This is a genomic window from Leisingera sp. ANG1 (genome assembly GCF_000203975.2).
Classification (GTDB): Bacteria; Pseudomonadota; Alphaproteobacteria; order Rhodobacterales; family Rhodobacteraceae; genus Leisingera.
The window spans coordinates 121,258-136,823 of sequence record NZ_AFCF02000005.1 but is presented as its reverse complement, the minus strand read 5'-3'; the positions used below and the strand labels follow the sequence as shown (position 1 = coordinate 136,823).

The following is a 15,566-nucleotide window of genomic DNA, read 5'->3' as shown; positions in this document are numbered from 1 at the left end:
CGGAAATCCGAAGCAGGACAGGGGGCGCTCCGGCGCCCTCATTATTTTTGCTGATTCCGTGTTGACAACATGCGGGGGCATTCCTAGCTTCCCCTCGTTAGCACTCACCCCTCGTGAGTGATAACGGCCCCGCCGGGGAGGCGGAGGTCCAACAGATAACAACCTTTGAGCCTTTCAAGGAGCTGCAAAGATGGCATTGAAACCGCTGCATGACCGTGTGCTGGTGCGCCGCACCGAAAGCGAAGAAAAAACCGCGGGCGGCCTGATCATCCCCGATTCCGCCAAGGAAAAGCCGAGCGAAGGCGTTGTTGTTGCATGCGGCGCAGGCGCCCGCAAGGACAGCGGCGAGCTGATCGAGATGGCAGTGTCCGCTGGCGACCGCATCATGTTCGGCAAATGGTCCGGCACCGAGATCACCGTCGACGGTGAAGAGCTGCTGATGATGAAGGAAAGCGACATCATGGGCATCATCGAGTAAGCCCGCGGGCCTGCTCTGATCCCACTATCGCTGATACACACAGAATTTCTCTAGGAGAGTGAAAAATGGCTGCTAAGGACGTCAAATTCGACACCGATGCCCGCAACCGCATGCTGAAAGGCGTCAACATTCTGGCTGACGCCGTGAAAGTGACCCTGGGCCCCAAAGGCCGCAACGTGGTTCTGGACAAATCCTTCGGCGCACCGCGCATCACCAAGGACGGCGTGTCCGTGGCGAAGGAAATCGAACTGGAAGACAAGTTCGAGAACATGGGCGCCCAGATGGTGAAGGAAGTTGCTTCCCGCACCAACGACGAAGCCGGCGACGGGACCACCACCGCAACCGTTCTGGCCCAGGCGATCGTCAAAGAAGGCCTGAAGCAGGTTGCAGCCGGCCTGAACCCGATGGACCTGAAGCGCGGCATCGACCTGGCAACCGCCAAAGTCGTGCAGGGCATCAAGGACATGGCCCGCGAAGTGAAAGACTCCGACGAGGTTGCGCAGGTTGGCACCATCTCCGCCAACGGCGAAGCTGAAATCGGCCGCCAGATCGCCGACGCGATGCAGAAGGTCGGCAACGAAGGCGTCATCACCGTCGAAGAGAACAAAGGCATGGAAACCGAGACCGACGTGGTCGAGGGCATGCAGTTCGACCGCGGCTACCTGTCGCCCTACTTCGTCACCAACCCCGACAAAATGGTCGCGGATCTGGAAGACTGCATGATCCTGCTGCACGAGAAGAAACTGTCTTCGCTGCAGCCGATGGTGCCGCTGCTGGAGCAGGTGATCCAGTCGCAGAAGCCGCTGCTGATCATTGCTGAGGACGTCGAAGGCGAAGCGCTGGCAACCCTGGTTGTCAACAAGCTGCGCGGCGGCCTGAAAATCGCAGCCGTCAAAGCACCGGGCTTCGGCGACCGCCGCAAGGCCATGCTGCAGGACATCGCGATCCTGACCGGCGGCCAGGTGATCTCCGAGGATCTGGGCATGAAGCTCGAGTCCGTCACCATGGACATGCTGGGCACCGCCAAGAAGGTCTCCATCACCAAAGACGAAACCACCATCGTCGACGGCGCTGGCGAGAAGGCCGAGATCGAAGCACGTGTTGCCCAGATCCGCACCCAGATCGAAGAGACCACCTCTGACTACGACCGCGAGAAGCTGCAGGAACGCGTTGCCAAACTGGCAGGCGGCGTGGCCGTGATCCGCGTCGGCGGCATGACCGAAGTGGAAGTGAAAGAGCGCAAGGACCGTGTGGACGATGCGCTGAACGCCACCCGCGCAGCCGTGCAGGAAGGCGTGATCGTCGGCGGCGGTGTTGCCCTGGTGCAGGCCGGCAAAGGCCTGGAAGGCCTGGAAGGCGCCAACGCCGACCAGAACGCAGGCATCAACATCGTCCGCAAGGCCATCGAAGCGCCGCTGCGCCAGATCGCCGAGAACGCAGGCGTCGACGGTGCCGTGGTTGCCGGCAAGATCCGCGAATCCTCGGACAGCGCATTCGGCTACAACGCGCAGACCGGTGAATATGGCGACATGTTCTCCTTCGGCGTGATCGACCCGGCCAAGGTGACCCGCACCGCGCTGGAAGACGCGTCCTCGGTTGCCGGCCTGCTGATCACCACCGAAGCCATGGTTGCCGACAAGCCCGCCAAAGAAGGCGCGGCAGGCGGCGGCATGCCCGACATGGGCGGCATGGGCGGCATGGGCGGCATGATGTAAACGGCGCGGTTTTCCGTCAGGAAAACCTGCCGGGCGGCGACAGGCGATTGGCTGCAAGGCCAATCTGCCGGAAGCCGCACCGCTCAGAGATGCGAATTTGGGGCTGCCTTCGGGCGGCCCCTTTTCGTTTTGGGCAGGGTCAAGAAGGCCCGCCTTGCGGGCCTGTCTCCGGCGGGAGTATTTGTGCAAAGGTGAACGCGGGAGGTTTGGGATGGTTGTTGGGCCGGATACTTCGAATAGCGTTAAGGAAGAACACTTCGATGAAGTCGAAAAGCTGCTGAAGGCGGCTTTCCCAACCGATGCCGAGGCGCGGCTTGTGCGGCAGTTACGGGCGGACGGGGACATGCTGTATGAGTGTCGCAAACCCTGGGACGGTAAGATTGGTGGCTATTTCGCTCTGAGCCGGATGCAGGCGCCCGAAGGCTGGGCCTGCCTGGCGCCCATGGCAGTGCGGCCTGAGTGGCAGGGCGGAAAGCTGGCCGAGAACAACCCGAATATGGAAGTTGGGGGACCTAAGGACGAACTGTACCGCAGTCCGTGGCGGTTCGGCACCCGGATGCTGCAGGAGCTGCAAGCCCTTGTTGAAATACCTCTGGAGAGACTGCCTGCCAGTGCGCCCAAGACCATTGTTGTTTTGGGAAAGCCCTCCTTCTATGGCCGTTGGGGGTTCAGTCAGGAACGGGCTCAGAAGCTGAGGAGCCCCTATCCGCTGAAGTACACTTTGATCCTGCGCCATGGCGATGACGTGCCGGAGGCGGAGCTGATCTACCCGCGGGCTTTCTCGGAGATGTGACACGAAAAAATCAGTGGTCCTGCGTGCCTTGGCACGCTACCCCTTGCACATGCGCCTGTTTCTTCTTGTCTCCCTCACCATGGCGGCCTTTGCCGCAAATTCCATCCTCAGCCGGCTGGCAATTGGGGCCGGGCATATGGATGCGGGCAGCTTTGGCCTGCTGCGCCTGGCCTCGGGGGCTGCGATGCTGGTGGTGCTGTGCCGGATGCAGGGGCTGGCGGTGCGCCAGGACCTGGGTGCGAGCCTGCGCGGCGGGACGGCGCTGACGCTGTATATCGCCGGGTTTTCGCTGGCCTATCAGCAGCTTGACGCCGGTCTTGGCGCGCTGGTGCTGTTCGGGGTGGTACAGGTCACGATGTTCCTATGGGGCGCGCTGCGGGGCACGCCTGTCAGCGCGGGCCAGGTGGCAGGCGCGGTGCTGGCGTTTCTGGGGCTTGCTTATGTGGTCTGGCCGGATGGCAGCGGCACGGCGCCCCTTGGCGCGTCGCTCCTGATGGCGGCGGCGGGGCTTGGCTGGGGGATCTACAGCATTTTGGGGCGGGGTGCTGCGCAGCCGCTGGCGGCGACGGCGGTGAATTTCCTGTGGTCCACAGTTATGTTCCTGCCGGTGGCCCTGTGGCTGGGCGGCAGCACGGTGAGCCTGTATGGCGCGGTGCTGGCGGTCGTGTCGGGCGCGGTGACCTCCGGCATGGGCTATGCGCTGTGGTACCGCTTGCTGCCGCAGATCCTGCCCGCGGTGGCCGCTACCGTGCAGCTGAGCGTGCCGGTGATTGCGATCCTCGCCGGGGCGGCCTTGCTGGGTGAGGCGATTGGTTTGCGGCTGGTCTTTGGCAGCGCGGCGGTGCTGGGCGGCATTGCGCTGGTGGTGCTGCGGGCGCCTGCGCGCAGGGTTCGTGCAGCCAAGTAACTGCGGGGGCTTCCCTGTGGTGCCGCTTGCGCTTATCTGGGCCCCATGCGTGATGTTCTGAAACCCCTGTTTGCCGCTGCTGCAGTGCTGCTGCCGCTGCCTGCGGCGGCCGATTGCGTGATCCTGCTGCATGGGCTGGCGCGCTCCGAGACCTCATTCGCGGTGATGGAGGAGGTCTTGCAGTCGCGCGGGCTTGCTGTGGTGCGGCCCGGCTATGCCTCGACTGAGGAGACTATCCAGGTTCTGGCAGAAGAGACCCTGCCCGCCGCCTTTGCCGCCTGCGGCGGGGAGACGGCCCATGTGGTGACCCACTCGATGGGGGGTATTCTGCTGCGGTACTGGCTGCAGGACAATAGCCCGGAAAACCTGGGCCGGGTGGTGATGATGGGGCCGCCGAACCAGGGCAGCGAGCTGGTGGACGAACTGGGCGACTGGGAGGTCTTTGGTTTCCTGAACGGCCCCGCCGGGCTGCAGCTGGGCACTGGTGAGGACAGCTTGCCCAAGAAGCTGCCGCCGGTGGCGTTTGAGCTCGGCGTGATTGCGGGGGATGAGACGCTGAACCCGGTATTTTCGGCGCTGATCCCGGGGGCGGATGACGGCAAGGTCTCGGTCGAAAGCACCAAGGTGGACGGCATGGCGGCGCATCTGACGCTGCCGGTCACCCATACCTACATGATGAACAACCCGCAGGTGATGACGCAGGCGCTGCATTTCCTGGAGGAGGGGCGGTTTGAGCCCAGCCTGGGCTGGCTGGCGGCGGTGGAAGAGATCATTGGCGAGGCGTGCCAGCTGAACGGCGGCTGTGAAGAGGCGGAACAATGACATTGGAACTGACGCTGCAGGGCGGCGATGTGCTGCGCCCCGGCGGGCTGGAGCGTGGCGGTGAGATCGCCATTGCGGGTGGTCTGGTGACGGATGCGCCTGCCGGGCGGGCCGTGGACCTGTCAGGTTACCTGGTGCTGCCGGGGATCGTGGATGCGCATGGTGACGGGTTCGAGCGCCACCTGGCGCCGCGGCGTGGGGCGATGAAGCAGATGGCGGAGGGTGTGGTGGCCGCAGAGGCGGAGCTGGCCGCCAACGGCATCACCACTGCGGTGCTGGCGCAGTTCTACTCCTGGGAGGGCGGCTTGCGCGGTCCCGAGTTTGCAGGACAGGTGTTTGAGGGCATCAAGGCGGTGCGCGGGTCGCTGGTGACTGATCTGCTGCCGCAGCTGCGGTTTGAGATCCACATGCTGGAGGATTACGCCGGACTGGCGGCGAAAGTGGCAGACTGGCAGGTGCCTTATGTGGTGTTCAACGACCACCTGCCGCATGAGCGGCTGGCAGCGGGCAAGAAACCGCCGCGGCTGACCGGCCAGGCGCTGAAGGCAGGGCGCAATCCGGAGGTGCACTGGCAGATGCTGAAGGACATGCACGCGCGCCGGGATGAGGTGCCGGGCCGCTTGGACGCGCTTTGTGCTGAACTGGCCACGCTGGATGTGCGGCTGGGCAGCCATGACGATCAGACCGCAGAGGACCGCGCCGTCTGGCGCGAGCGCGGCGCCCGGATTGCCGAGTTCCCCGAGACGCTGGAGGCGGCAGAGGCTGCGCGCAGCGCGGGTGATCCGGTGATCCTCGGCTCCCCGAATGTGGTGCGGGGCGGCTCGCACAAGGGTAATGCTTCTGCCGTGGAGCTGATCGCCATGGGGCTGTGCGATGCGCTGGCCTCCGACTACCACTACCCCAGCCCGCGGCGTGCGGCGCTGATGCTGGAACGCTCCGGCCTGCTGGATTTGGCGGGGGCGTGGCGGCTGGTCTCGGAAGGGCCTGCGCAACTGCTGGGGCTTACGGACCGCGGCAGGCTGGAGGCAGGCAAGCGGGCGGATATCGTGGTGCTGGACAAGGAGAGCCTGCGGGTTGCGGCGACACTGTCCGGCGGGCAGGTCAGCTATATGTCGGGGGATGTGGCGGGTCGTTTCCTTGCCTGAAGGCAGGGGCAATCGGTTGGCACGATAGAACAACATGCGTTCATTTCTTAAGAAAATACGCAATATGTTGGGCTGGGTTGTACATGGTTATCTGGCAATCAGCCTGTTAGCCGCGCTTTCTTTGGAAGGTCATGTGCGGGAGGCCAAAACCGATGCAGGCCAGTACTTTCTCTTGCTACGCGTGGGGAGGAGGCCTGCTGAATGGGTAGAGACGACCGCACTGCGTTTTTGGTTTGAGACTGCACTCGACATGGCGTTTTTTGGAGTGGTCCTCTGTTGTGTGATTTGGGCGGTTATCTATTGCGTCTGGCGTCAGTGGCGGAAGTCGCAGGGGCTGAGCGCAAAGTTCGACTAACCCCGCGCCGGTGCTTTGCTGCAGTGATTGTTAGCCCGCAACGTTACCGCCCGGTTCTTGGAGCAGGAGCGCCGCGCATCAGGCCGGATGGCCCTCTTTGCGGCGCGTGAACCCGGCGGGGCCGCTTTCACCGGGCCGCCTTGCTGCGGAGGCTGAGCACGGATAGGTTGCGGGTAACCATTTTGACCAACCGGTAATTACTGACATGCTGCGAAAATACGGCCGCACTTTTCATTTGCCACAGTCACCAGGGGCAACCAGCGATGACAAGATCCTGCAGGATGCCTCGGCGCTGCTGGCGGAGCCTGAGGTGGTCATCACCGAAAAGATGGATGGTGAAAACACCACGATCCATTCCGGGGGGTGCCATCCGCGCAGTCTGGATGCGCGATATCATCCGTCGCGGGACTGGATGAAAGCCTTTGCTGCGGGTATTTCACCAGCCCTGGCAGAGGGCGAGCGGATTGTGGGTGAGTATCTGTTCGCCCGCCATGCTATCGCATATTCCGCACTGCCCAGTTACTTTCTGGGGTTTGCATGGATTGTGGATGGCGTGATCCAGCCCTGGGAGGAGACGTTGGCCCGGTTCGGTGATCTGGGCATCGTCAGCGTGCCAGCGCTGTACCGAGGACCGCCCTCGGCACCGGTGATACAGGAGACCATCTCTGCGCTGGATTTGGAGACACAGGAAGGGTTCGTGATCCGCACCGCCAGAGAATTCGCCGAGAAGGATATGCAGACGCTGCTGGCAAAGTACGTCCGGGCAGATCACGTGCAGACAGAGGTGCATTGGATGAACGGGGAGACTGTAAAAAACGGCCTCGCCTGAGGCCGCCTGCTTCTTCTGGCTGAAAACATTCCGGGGGTCTGGGGGCAGCGCCCCCAGCCTTAGCTTTGGGGCTTCTGCACCCGATTCACATGGCCCATCTTGCGGCCCGGCTTGGCCTCTGCCTTGCCATAGAGGTGAATGGCGCAGTCCGCCTCTTTGGCCAGCTCCGGGATACGGTCCACGTCATCGCCGATCAGGTTTTCCATCACCACGTCGGAATGGCGCTGACCGTCGCCGAGCGGCCAGCCGGCCACCGCGCGGATGTGCTGTTCGAACTGATCCACAGTGCAGCCGTTCTGGGTCCAGTGGCCGGAGTTGTGCACCCGCGGGGCGATCTCGTTGACGATCAGGCCGTCGGGGGTCACGAACAGTTCGACACCGAGGACGCCGACATACTCCAGCGCGTTCAGGATCTTGCCCGCCATCAGCACCGCATCCATGCGCTGGCCGGTGGTCAGCTTGGCGGGCACGGTGGTGGTGTGCAGGATGCCGTCGCGGTGGACGTTTTCGCCGGGGTCGAAACAGGCGATCTCGCCGGTCACGCCGCGGGCGGCGATGACGGAGACCTCGTGGCTGAAATTCACGAACCCTTCGAGGATCGAGGGCGCGCCCGCCATGGCGGCGAGCGCTTCGCCGGCGTCTTCCGGGGACTTGATGCGGGCCTGGCCCTTGCCGTCGTAGCCGAAGCGGCGGGTTTTCAGGATGGAGGGCGCGCCGATCTCGGACAGCGCCGCGTCGAGGCTGGCCTGGTCGGTGATGTCTGCAAAAGGCGCGGTTTGCAGGCCGAGGTCCTGCAGGAAGGTTTTCTCCGTCAGCCGGTCCTGGCTGATCCGCAGCGCCTCGCGGCCCGGGCGGATTGGTTTGTGCGATTCCAAGAGGTCCAGCGCGGAGGTCGGGATGTTCTCGAACTCATAGGTGATCACATCGACAGAGGCTGCAAAGGCGGCCAGCGCCTCGGCATCCTCGTAGCCTGCGGTGGTCACGCGGTCAGCGACATGGCCTGCGGGCGGGTTGGCGCCGGGCTCGAAGATATGGGTCTTGAAGCCGAGGCGGGAGGCTGCAACCGAGAGCATCCGGCCCAATTGGCCGCCACCGAGGATGCCGATGGTGGCGCCGGGAGCAAGAACGTCAGTCATCAGAAGGTTCCTCGGGGATGGAGGCGGAGAGCGCGTCGCGCCAGTTGTCCAGGCGCTGGGCGAGGGCCGCGTCCTGCAGCGCCAGGATGCCAGCGGCCATCAGGCCCGCGTTGGCGGCACCGGCGGCGCCGATCGCCATGGTGGCAACCGGGAAGCCCTTGGGCATCTGCACGATGGAGTAAAGCGAGTCGACGCCGGAGAGGGCGCGGGTCTGGACCGGCACGCCAACCACCGGCACGCGGGTCTTGGAAGCGACCATGCCGGGCAGATGGGCGGCGCCGCCGGCGCCCGCGATGATCACCTGCAAGCCGCGGTCGGCGGCGGATTTGCCGTAGCTCCACAGCCGGTCCGGGGTGCGGTGGGCAGAGACGATCTTGGCCTCGTATTCGACGCCCAGTTCATCGAGGATATTGGCGGCTTCCTTCATGGTGGGCCAGTCGGATTGGCTGCCCATGATGATGCCCACTTTGATGTCACCCATGGATGGTGGCTCCTGTCGCGGCTTGTGGAGCGCGCACTATAGGGAAAGTTGCGGTTTTCGCAATGCGGGTTGGATGGGTAAACGGCGGGATTTGCCTTGTTTTGCGAGGGCCGGCGCTATGCCGCAGGGGGATGGGCGGCGGCAGCTCCCGCCCGCGCGGGAATGCAGGCAAGCTGCACCGCCCCCGCGGTTGGGCGTGGCGCCGCGCCCAGGCGCGGCGCGTGTGGCTGTGGCGGGGCTTGCGGGCCACCGGCAAGCGGGGCACGGTGGCGGCTGAATGAGGAGAGCAAAATGCTGGAACTGCGCCCCAATTGCGAGCTGTGCGACAAGGATCTGCCGCCGGAGGCTGCGGACGCGCGGATCTGCAGCTATGAGTGCACCTACTGTGCGGAATGCGTGGAGCGGGAGCTGCACAATGTTTGCCCGACCTGCGGCGGCGGCTTTGCGCCGCGCCCGGTCCGGCCCAAACGGGCCTGGCGGGAGGCGCTGAAGCTGGGGCTGGGGAACCATCCGGCGTCAGTGAAGCGGCGGCACTCGAAGTTCAGCCGCGAGGATATTGCGGCGCATGTGGCGCGCATCCGGCATTTGAAGCCGGAGGAGAGGTAAGGGGAGCCAAATGTGCCTGGCTCCGATTGATCATTTCTCTGGGCAGACCGATTTTAATTGAGGGTAATTTGACCAATGCAAACCAAAGACCAGATGCCATCGCATGGCGCGCTGGAAGCGCTGTTCGTGAACAATGAGCACCTGGAACGGATCGAAGCCTATCTGAACCGGTTCAACCCGATCCGGGTCATGAAGATGGAACGGATGGAAATCCGCCATTCTGCCATACTTGCCTGGCTGTTGGATCCAAGCGAAACGCATGGTCTGGGCGACCGGTTCCTGAAGGTCTTTCTCGCGGAGGCCTACCGCGGCAGCAGCCTGCCGGCAGGGCCGACTGCGCTGGAGATTTCGCAGGCAGATATGCGCGATGCCGAAGTGCGCTGTGAATGGCTGAACATCGATATTTTCATTCTGAGCGAGCGCAACCGCTGGGCTTTTGTCATTGAAAACAAGTTCGACAGCAAATTGCACGGGGACCAGCTTGCGAATTACATGAGGAAAGTCCGCGGTGTCTACAAAACGCAGGAGGACTTGCAGATCCAGGGCGTGTTCCTGACGCTGCGCGATGAGGCCTTTGACAACCACGACTATGTGCCGATTGGCTATGGCGAGATCTGCACTTTCCTATCGCGTTTTCTGGAGCAGGAGGCCTATCTTTTGCGGCCCGAGATCAGCACGTTTTTGACCCACTACATAGAAATTTTGCAGGAAGCGACCGGCATGAGCAAGGAACGCGATGAAATGGTGAAACTGGCGCGGGAATTGTACCGCAGCCACAAGAAGGTGCTGGATTTTGTCATTGAGCATGGTGCGGCATCGGAGTTCGCAATGGCGGCGCATGAGCAGTTCGGAGACAGTCCAGGGCCGCTGGAAGAAAAGAAAATCGGCAAAGGCGTCTTTTGCTTTGGGGCCCTGCACCGCGACGGGGTGAGCTTTCTGCCGCAGGAGTGGGTCGCCGCATTGGGTCGGGGCGGCAGCTGGCCGGGCTGCGAAAACTGGTGGATGGGGTTTCCGTTGACCAGCTGGCTGGCGCTGGTGCCGGGCAATGACGGAAGCAAGGGTCAGTTACGGCTGTTTGCGGAAGTCGGGCCGTTGTCCGACCATGCCGCACGCAAGGCTTTGATCGAAGAGATTGAGGGTGTGGCCGCTTCTGAAGGTTTGAGCCGGATCCGGTTCCAGAAAGGGGCTGCCGGAGAGGGCAAGAGATACTCAAAATTCCTGAAGAACAACACGCTGGAGATCCGGGATGTGCATGATGCTGAGGAAATCAGCGCTGCGATGAAGCAGCTTCTGGATAAGTTCCGGCCCGAGTTTGTGGCCATCGCAGAGGTGCTGCCGGGCTTCATGAGCCGAAAGGCAGTGGTGTCCTGAGAGTCGTGCAACCTGCCATGACAAGGTGTTGCCTGCGCAGCCGCCGGGGCTGCGCAGGCGGTGGAATCAATCCCGCTGCTGCGGCAGGATCAGGTTGAGGAGCAGGCCGGCAACACCCGACAGGCCGATGCCCGCAAGGGTGAAACCTTCGCCGAACTGCAGTGTCAGCCCGCCGAGGCCGATGATCAGCACGGTGGAGATGATCACCATGTTGCGGGCCTCCGACAGCGCCTCGCCCAGTTTCGCGAGCACCGACAAGCCAACCACGGTGACCATGCCGAACAGAAGGATCATGATGCCGCCCATCACCGGCATCGGGATGGTCGACAGCGCACCGGAGAGCTTGCCCGCGAAGGACAGCGCAATGGCAAAGACCGCGGCCCAGGTCATGATTGCCGGGTTGAAGGCACGGGTCAGGGTGACGGCGCCGGTCACCTCGGAATAGGTGGTGTTGGGCGGGCCGCCCAGCAGGCCCGCGGCGGCAGTGGCAAGGCCGTCGCCCAGCATCGTGTTCTGGATGCCGGGTTTCTCCATGTAGTCGCGCTTGGTCACGCTGGAGATCGCCATGATGTCGCCGAAGTGCTCAATCGCGGGGGCAATGGCGACCGGCAGGATGAACAGGATGGCGGCGAGGTTGAATTCCGGCGCGACAAAGCCCGGTACTTTGAACCAGGGGGCATCCGCCAGCGGGGCGGTGTTGACCAGGGTTTCGCCGGTGACAGCGCCCAGCACCAGCGCCGCGATGTAGCCCGCGGCGACGCCTGCAAGGATCGGCACCACCCGCATGATGCCGCGGCCGAGGATCGCCGTCAGCATGGTAGCGCCCAGCGAGATGGCGGCAAGCAGCAGTGCGGTATTGCGCGGCATCACCTGGGTGTCGCCTGCGAGGCCGGTGGCCATGTTGACCGCCACCGGCGCCAGCGACAGGCCGATCACCATGATCACGGGGCCGACCACGACAGGCGGCAGCAGCCGGTGCAGGAAGCCGGCGCCAAAGGCGCGGATGGCGAAGGAGAGCGCCACATACAAGAGGCCCGCAGCGGCGAGGCCGCCGGTGGTGGCGGCCATGCCCCAGGTCTGCACGCCATAGATGATCGGCGCGATGAAGGCGAAGGAGGACGCTAGGAACACCGGCACCTGGCCGCGGGTGACGATCTGGAAGATCAGCGTGCCAAGGCCTGCGGTGAACAGCGCGACGCTGGGGTCAAGGCCCGTGAGCAGCGGCACCAGCACCAGCGCGCCGAAGGCGACAAACAGCATCTGGGCGCCGACAAGGGCTTGTTTCGGGGTGAATTTGTAATCGGTTCCGGGGGCGGAGGGCGCGTCGGCGGGGTCGCTGGTGGCGGTCATGGTCTCGCTCTTATCTCAGGTGTTTACGCAGGCCCGGACCGGGGTGTTGCTGGGGTGCGGGCAAAATTGCAGTGCTCCTAAAGGGAAAATCCGGCTTTGACCATCCGGTCAGAGGGTGTTTTTGCGGCCTGCGGACAGGGTGTCGCAACAGAGGCGGGCGGATGCCGGTTTTCTGCAAGCCAGGGGGCTGGCAGGGCCGCTCTTGTGCTGGGGAGATTTTGCCCGGAAAATTCCCTGATGACCCAGCAGACCGACCCGCTCCTCCAGCCCCTGCAACTGCGCCACCTGACTTTGCGCAACCGGATCATGAGCACGGCCCATGCGCCCTCGTTCCAGGAGGGCGGCTATCCGCGGGACCGCTACCGGCTGTACCATGAGGAAAAGGCGAAGGGCGGCATTGCGCTGACGATGATCGGCGGCTCGACCAATATCGCGCCGGACAGCCCGTCGGTGTTCGGGCAGCTGTATGCGGGTGATGACAGCATCATCCCGTGGTTCCAGCGGCTTACGGACGGGGTGCGCAAGCATGGCGCGGCGGTGATGTGCCAGATCACCCATATGGGCCGGCGCACCGCCTGGGACGACGGCCACTGGCTGCCGGTGCTGGGGCCGTCCGGGCGGCGGGAGCGGGCGCACCGCGCGTTTCCCAAGGTGATGGAGATGGAAGATATCTCCCGCGTTATCAAGGGTTTCGCCGCCGCTGCTGAACGCTGCCGGGCGGGTGGGTTTGACGGAATTGAACTGCTGATGCATTCGCATCTCTTGGGGCAGTTCCTGTCGCCCTTGGTGAACTGCCGGGAGGATGACTACGGCGGCTCCTTGGACAACCGGCTGCGGCTGACATTGCAGGTCCTGGAAGCGGTGCGTGAGGCGGTGGGGCCGGACCTGATCCTCGGCATGCGGGTCACCGGCGATGAGCTGACCGAGGGCGGACTCGGCGCGGCAGACTGTATTGAGGCAGCGCAGAAGATTGCCGCCACCGGTTCTGTGGACTTCCTGAACGTGCTGGCAGGGGCGCCCTATGATGACCTTGGCCTTGCCGGCTGGGTGGCGCCGATGGGGATGCCCGCGGCGCCGGATCTGAACGTGGCGGGCGCAATCCGCGCGGCGGTGGATCTGCCGGTGTTTCATGCGGGCGGGGTGGCCGATATTGCCACTGCGCGTCATGCCATCCGCGAAGGCCAGGCGGACATGATCGGCATGACCCGGGCGCATATGGCCGACCCTTATCTGGTGCAGAAGCTGCGCCAGGGCGAGGAAGAACGTATCCGGCCCTGCGTGGCGCTGGGCTATTGCGTCGACCGGGTCAATCAGGGCAAGCCCGCGGTTTGCGGCCATAACGCCGCGACGGGGCGCGAGATGGTGATGCCGCATGTGATTGCACCCGCGGAGGTGCGGCGCAAGGTGGTGGTGGCCGGCGGCGGCCCGGCGGGGCTGGAAGCCGCGCGGGTGGCGGCAGAGCGCGGCCATGAGGTGGTGTTGTTTGAGGCTGGCAGCCGCTTGGGCGGGCAAATCGGCTTGGCGGCCAAGGGCATGACCCGGCGCCAGATCTGGGGCGTAGCGGACTGGCTGATCTCGGAGGTGGAGCGGCTGGGCGCCTATGTGCGTCTCAATGCGTATGCCGAGGCGGAGGATGTGCTGGCGGAAAGCCCGGATGCAGTGATTGTGGCGACCGGCGGCTGGCCGGAGCCGCTGGATATTCCGGGCGGGCATCTGGTGACGTCCAGCTGGGAAGTGCTGTCCGGCGAGGCGCGGGTGGCTGGCGAGGTTCTGCTGCTGGACGAGGTCGGCGATCACGCGGCGCTGGTTTGCGCCGATGTGATGGCGCGAATGGGCTGCGCGGTCACGCTGGCAACGCCGGACCGGATGGCGGGGCATGACCTGGGGCCGACCAACTCAGCCGTGGTCCTGCGCGATCTGGCGCTGCAGGGGGTGGTGTTCGAGAGCCTGCTGGAACCTGTGTCTGTGGCTGCTGAGGGCAACCGCAAGCGCATCACCCTGCGCCATGTGCTGAGCGGTGAGCTGCAGGAGCGGGTGGTGGATCATGTAGTCTCGGAGCACGGGATCACCCCGGCGGAGGATCTGTACCACGCACTGAAGCCGGGCTCGCGCAATCTGGGGCAGCTCGATCATCAGGAGATGATTGCGGGCCGCAGCCCCTTTGCGGAGGTGAACCCGTCAGGGGCGTACTGGCTGGCCCGTGCAGGCGATGCGGTGGCGGGGCGCAATATCCATGCGGCGGTCTATGATACGCTGCGGCTGTGCAAGGATCTGTGACACCTGCCGCACAGCGCAGCCGCAGCGCGCCGTCAGGCGCGCTGCCATGCCCAGCACCTCCCGTCGCAGCTTGCCTGCGCGGAAGAGGGGGCGGGAGGCCCTGTTTGAACTAAGTGAAACTGCTGCGTTCTGCAGCTTTTCCCCGTGCAGCTCAGGCACGGGCAGACGCGCCGGACAACCGGCGCGGGGTCAGGCGATGATGTCCGGGGTCAGCCGGTCTTCGATCAGGGCAATCTTGTCCTTCAGGACCAGCTTCTGCTTTTTCAGCCGCCGGATGGTCAGCTGATCGGCGGTGCCGCGCTCTTCCAGCGCGGCGATGGCCTCGTCCAGATCACGGTGCTGCCTGCGGAAAACCTCGAGCTCGACCTTCAGGACTTCGTCCGTCTTCATCGACACATCTGTGGGTGCATTCATGGGGGACTCAATCGGGCTTATGAATGAAGTGAGAGTGAAGATACTTCGTTAAGGGCTTTTCCGCTAGACCTATGGGCACATGGTCTTGTGAATCCATAAAGAACTTCCCATATTCTTGGGGAAGCGGCTGCCGGGACCGGGGCCGCGCGCATACGTCGCTTTGGCATAAAGGACGAACAACGTGTCGAAACTAACCTTGGGCTCTTACCCGCATATGCTGGGGTTCGAGCAGCTGGAACGCCTCCTGGAACGCTCGGCAAAATCGGGCAACGAAGGCTATCCCCCCTATAATATCGAACAGACATCAGACCATTCCTACCGCATCACCCTGGCCGTGGCCGGTTTCGCCGAAGAGGATCTGGCGATCACCGTCGAGGACCGCCAGCTGGTGATCCGCGGCCGCCAGCGCGACGACAGCGAGGGGCGGGTGTTCCTGCACCGCGGCATCGCGGCACGCCAGTTCCAGCGCATGTTCGTGCTGGCCGATGGCGTCGAAGTGGGCGAGGCGGTGATGGAAAACGGGCTGCTGCATGTGGATCTGACCCGTGCGCGGCCTGAAACCGTGGTCCAGACAATCAGTATCAGAAAGGGGTAAGAGCAATGCATACACCGTTTGACTTCAAGGATGCCGGAGACCGGACCGTCTATGTGAAGGCGGTTGCGGTGGCAGATCTTCCCAAGGACGTGCAGGAGAATGCCGGCGGGCGCGAGCTGCTTTACGCCGTGCATGATGCGACAGGCGGCCAGCTGGCGCTGGTGGCCGACCGGCAGCTGGCCTTTGTGCTGGCCCGGCAGAACGACATGACGCCGGTTGCGGTGCACTGACGTCCCGGCATCCGCCGGAAAACACTTGCATTTCTGAGAGGCAGGCTCCCATTTTGGGGGCC

17 protein-coding genes are annotated in these 15,566 nt (G+C 64.0%); 13 read left to right on the top strand and 4 right to left on the bottom strand.

The features are described from left to right. Positions 1-190 precede the first annotated feature (190 nt). The 8 genes from GC1_RS09145 (at position 191) to GC1_RS09110 (ending at position 7,044) form a co-directional block, all read left to right on the top strand. Positions 191-478 (top strand): co-chaperone GroES, encoded by a 288-nt coding sequence (locus GC1_RS09145; RefSeq protein WP_019298592.1) that lies wholly within the window; start codon positions 191-193, stop codon positions 476-478. A gap of 65 nt (positions 479-543) precedes the next feature. Next, positions 544-2,193, top strand: a complete 1,650-nt coding sequence (gene groL / locus GC1_RS09140) for a chaperonin GroEL (RefSeq protein ID WP_019298591.1) — start codon at positions 544-546, stop codon at positions 2,191-2,193. A 211-nt stretch (positions 2,194-2,404) separates the two neighbouring features. Then, positions 2,405-2,986 carry a GNAT family N-acetyltransferase gene (locus tag GC1_RS09135; protein ID WP_052260511.1) on the top strand — a complete coding sequence of 194 codons (582 nt, stop codon included), beginning with the start codon at positions 2,405-2,407 and terminating at the stop codon, positions 2,984-2,986. Positions 2,987-3,035: 49 nt separating this feature from the next. Next, positions 3,036-3,893: a DMT family transporter gene (locus GC1_RS09130; protein ID WP_019298589.1), complete on the top strand. Its 858-nt coding sequence runs from the start codon at positions 3,036-3,038 to the stop codon at positions 3,891-3,893. A 45-nt stretch (positions 3,894-3,938) separates the two neighbouring features. Continuing rightward, positions 3,939-4,715, top strand: a complete 777-nt coding sequence (locus tag GC1_RS09125) for an esterase/lipase family protein (protein ID WP_019298588.1) — start codon at positions 3,939-3,941, stop codon at positions 4,713-4,715. Continuing rightward, a complete protein-coding gene (locus GC1_RS09120) occupies positions 4,712-5,860 on the top strand; it encodes an alpha-D-ribose 1-methylphosphonate 5-triphosphate diphosphatase (RefSeq protein WP_019298587.1) in 1,149 nt (382 codons plus the stop codon). The genes GC1_RS09125 and GC1_RS09120 overlap by 4 nt, the downstream gene beginning before the upstream one ends. Before the next feature lie 34 nt (positions 5,861-5,894). After that, positions 5,895-6,215, top strand: coding sequence for a hypothetical protein (locus tag GC1_RS09115; protein WP_019298586.1), 321 nt, complete (start codon positions 5,895-5,897; stop codon positions 6,213-6,215). A gap of 205 nt (positions 6,216-6,420) precedes the next feature. Continuing rightward, on the top strand, positions 6,421-7,044 hold the full coding sequence (locus GC1_RS09110) for an RNA ligase family protein (RefSeq protein WP_019298585.1): 624 nt from the start codon (positions 6,421-6,423) through the stop codon (positions 7,042-7,044). Between the two features lie 59 nt (positions 7,045-7,103). Here the strand turns inward: GC1_RS09110 and GC1_RS09105 are convergent, their stop codons facing one another. Continuing rightward, complete coding sequence (locus GC1_RS09105; protein WP_019298584.1) at positions 7,104-8,180, bottom strand: 5-(carboxyamino)imidazole ribonucleotide synthase; 1,077 nt, start codon at positions 8,178-8,180, stop codon at positions 7,104-7,106. Further along, positions 8,173-8,661 carry a 5-(carboxyamino)imidazole ribonucleotide mutase gene (gene purE / locus GC1_RS09100; RefSeq protein ID WP_019298583.1) on the bottom strand — a complete coding sequence of 163 codons (489 nt, stop codon included), beginning with the start codon at positions 8,659-8,661 and terminating at the stop codon, positions 8,173-8,175. Before purE ends, GC1_RS09105 begins: the two co-directional genes overlap by 8 nt. Positions 8,662-8,952: 291 nt before the next feature. On the opposite strand from purE, the gene GC1_RS09095 reads away from it, so the two are divergent. Then, positions 8,953-9,267, top strand: a complete 315-nt coding sequence (locus tag GC1_RS09095) for a DUF1272 domain-containing protein (protein WP_019298581.1) — start codon at positions 8,953-8,955, stop codon at positions 9,265-9,267. A gap of 75 nt (positions 9,268-9,342) precedes the next feature. Further along, positions 9,343-10,638 (top strand): PDDEXK-like family protein, encoded by a 1,296-nt coding sequence (locus GC1_RS21905; RefSeq protein ID WP_019298580.1) that lies wholly within the window; start codon positions 9,343-9,345, stop codon positions 10,636-10,638. Positions 10,639-10,704: 66 nt separating this feature from the next. On the opposite strand, the gene GC1_RS09085 is transcribed toward GC1_RS21905, so the two are convergent. Beyond that, complete coding sequence (locus tag GC1_RS09085; protein ID WP_019298579.1) at positions 10,705-11,988, bottom strand: uracil-xanthine permease family protein; 1,284 nt, start codon at positions 11,986-11,988, stop codon at positions 10,705-10,707. A 237-nt stretch (positions 11,989-12,225) separates the two neighbouring features. Between GC1_RS09085 and GC1_RS09080 the strand changes: the two genes are divergently transcribed. Next, complete coding sequence (locus tag GC1_RS09080; RefSeq protein WP_019298578.1) at positions 12,226-14,265, top strand: NADH:flavin oxidoreductase; 2,040 nt, start codon at positions 12,226-12,228, stop codon at positions 14,263-14,265. A 189-nt stretch (positions 14,266-14,454) separates the two neighbouring features. Here GC1_RS09080 and GC1_RS09075 read toward each other — a convergent pair whose 3' ends face one another. Beyond that, the gene (locus GC1_RS09075) at positions 14,455-14,679 is read right to left on the bottom strand and encodes a YdcH family protein (RefSeq protein WP_019298577.1); all 225 of its coding nucleotides are present in this window, start codon (positions 14,677-14,679) and stop codon (positions 14,455-14,457) included. Between the two features lie 181 nt (positions 14,680-14,860). Between GC1_RS09075 and GC1_RS09070 the strand changes: the two genes are divergently transcribed. Then, positions 14,861-15,274, top strand: coding sequence for an Hsp20 family protein (locus GC1_RS09070; RefSeq protein WP_019298576.1), 414 nt, complete (start codon positions 14,861-14,863; stop codon positions 15,272-15,274). Positions 15,275-15,279: 5 nt separating this feature from the next. After that, on the top strand, positions 15,280-15,504 hold the full coding sequence (locus GC1_RS09065) for a DUF1150 family protein (RefSeq protein ID WP_019298575.1): 225 nt from the start codon (positions 15,280-15,282) through the stop codon (positions 15,502-15,504). Positions 15,505-15,566: the final 62 nt, after the last annotated feature.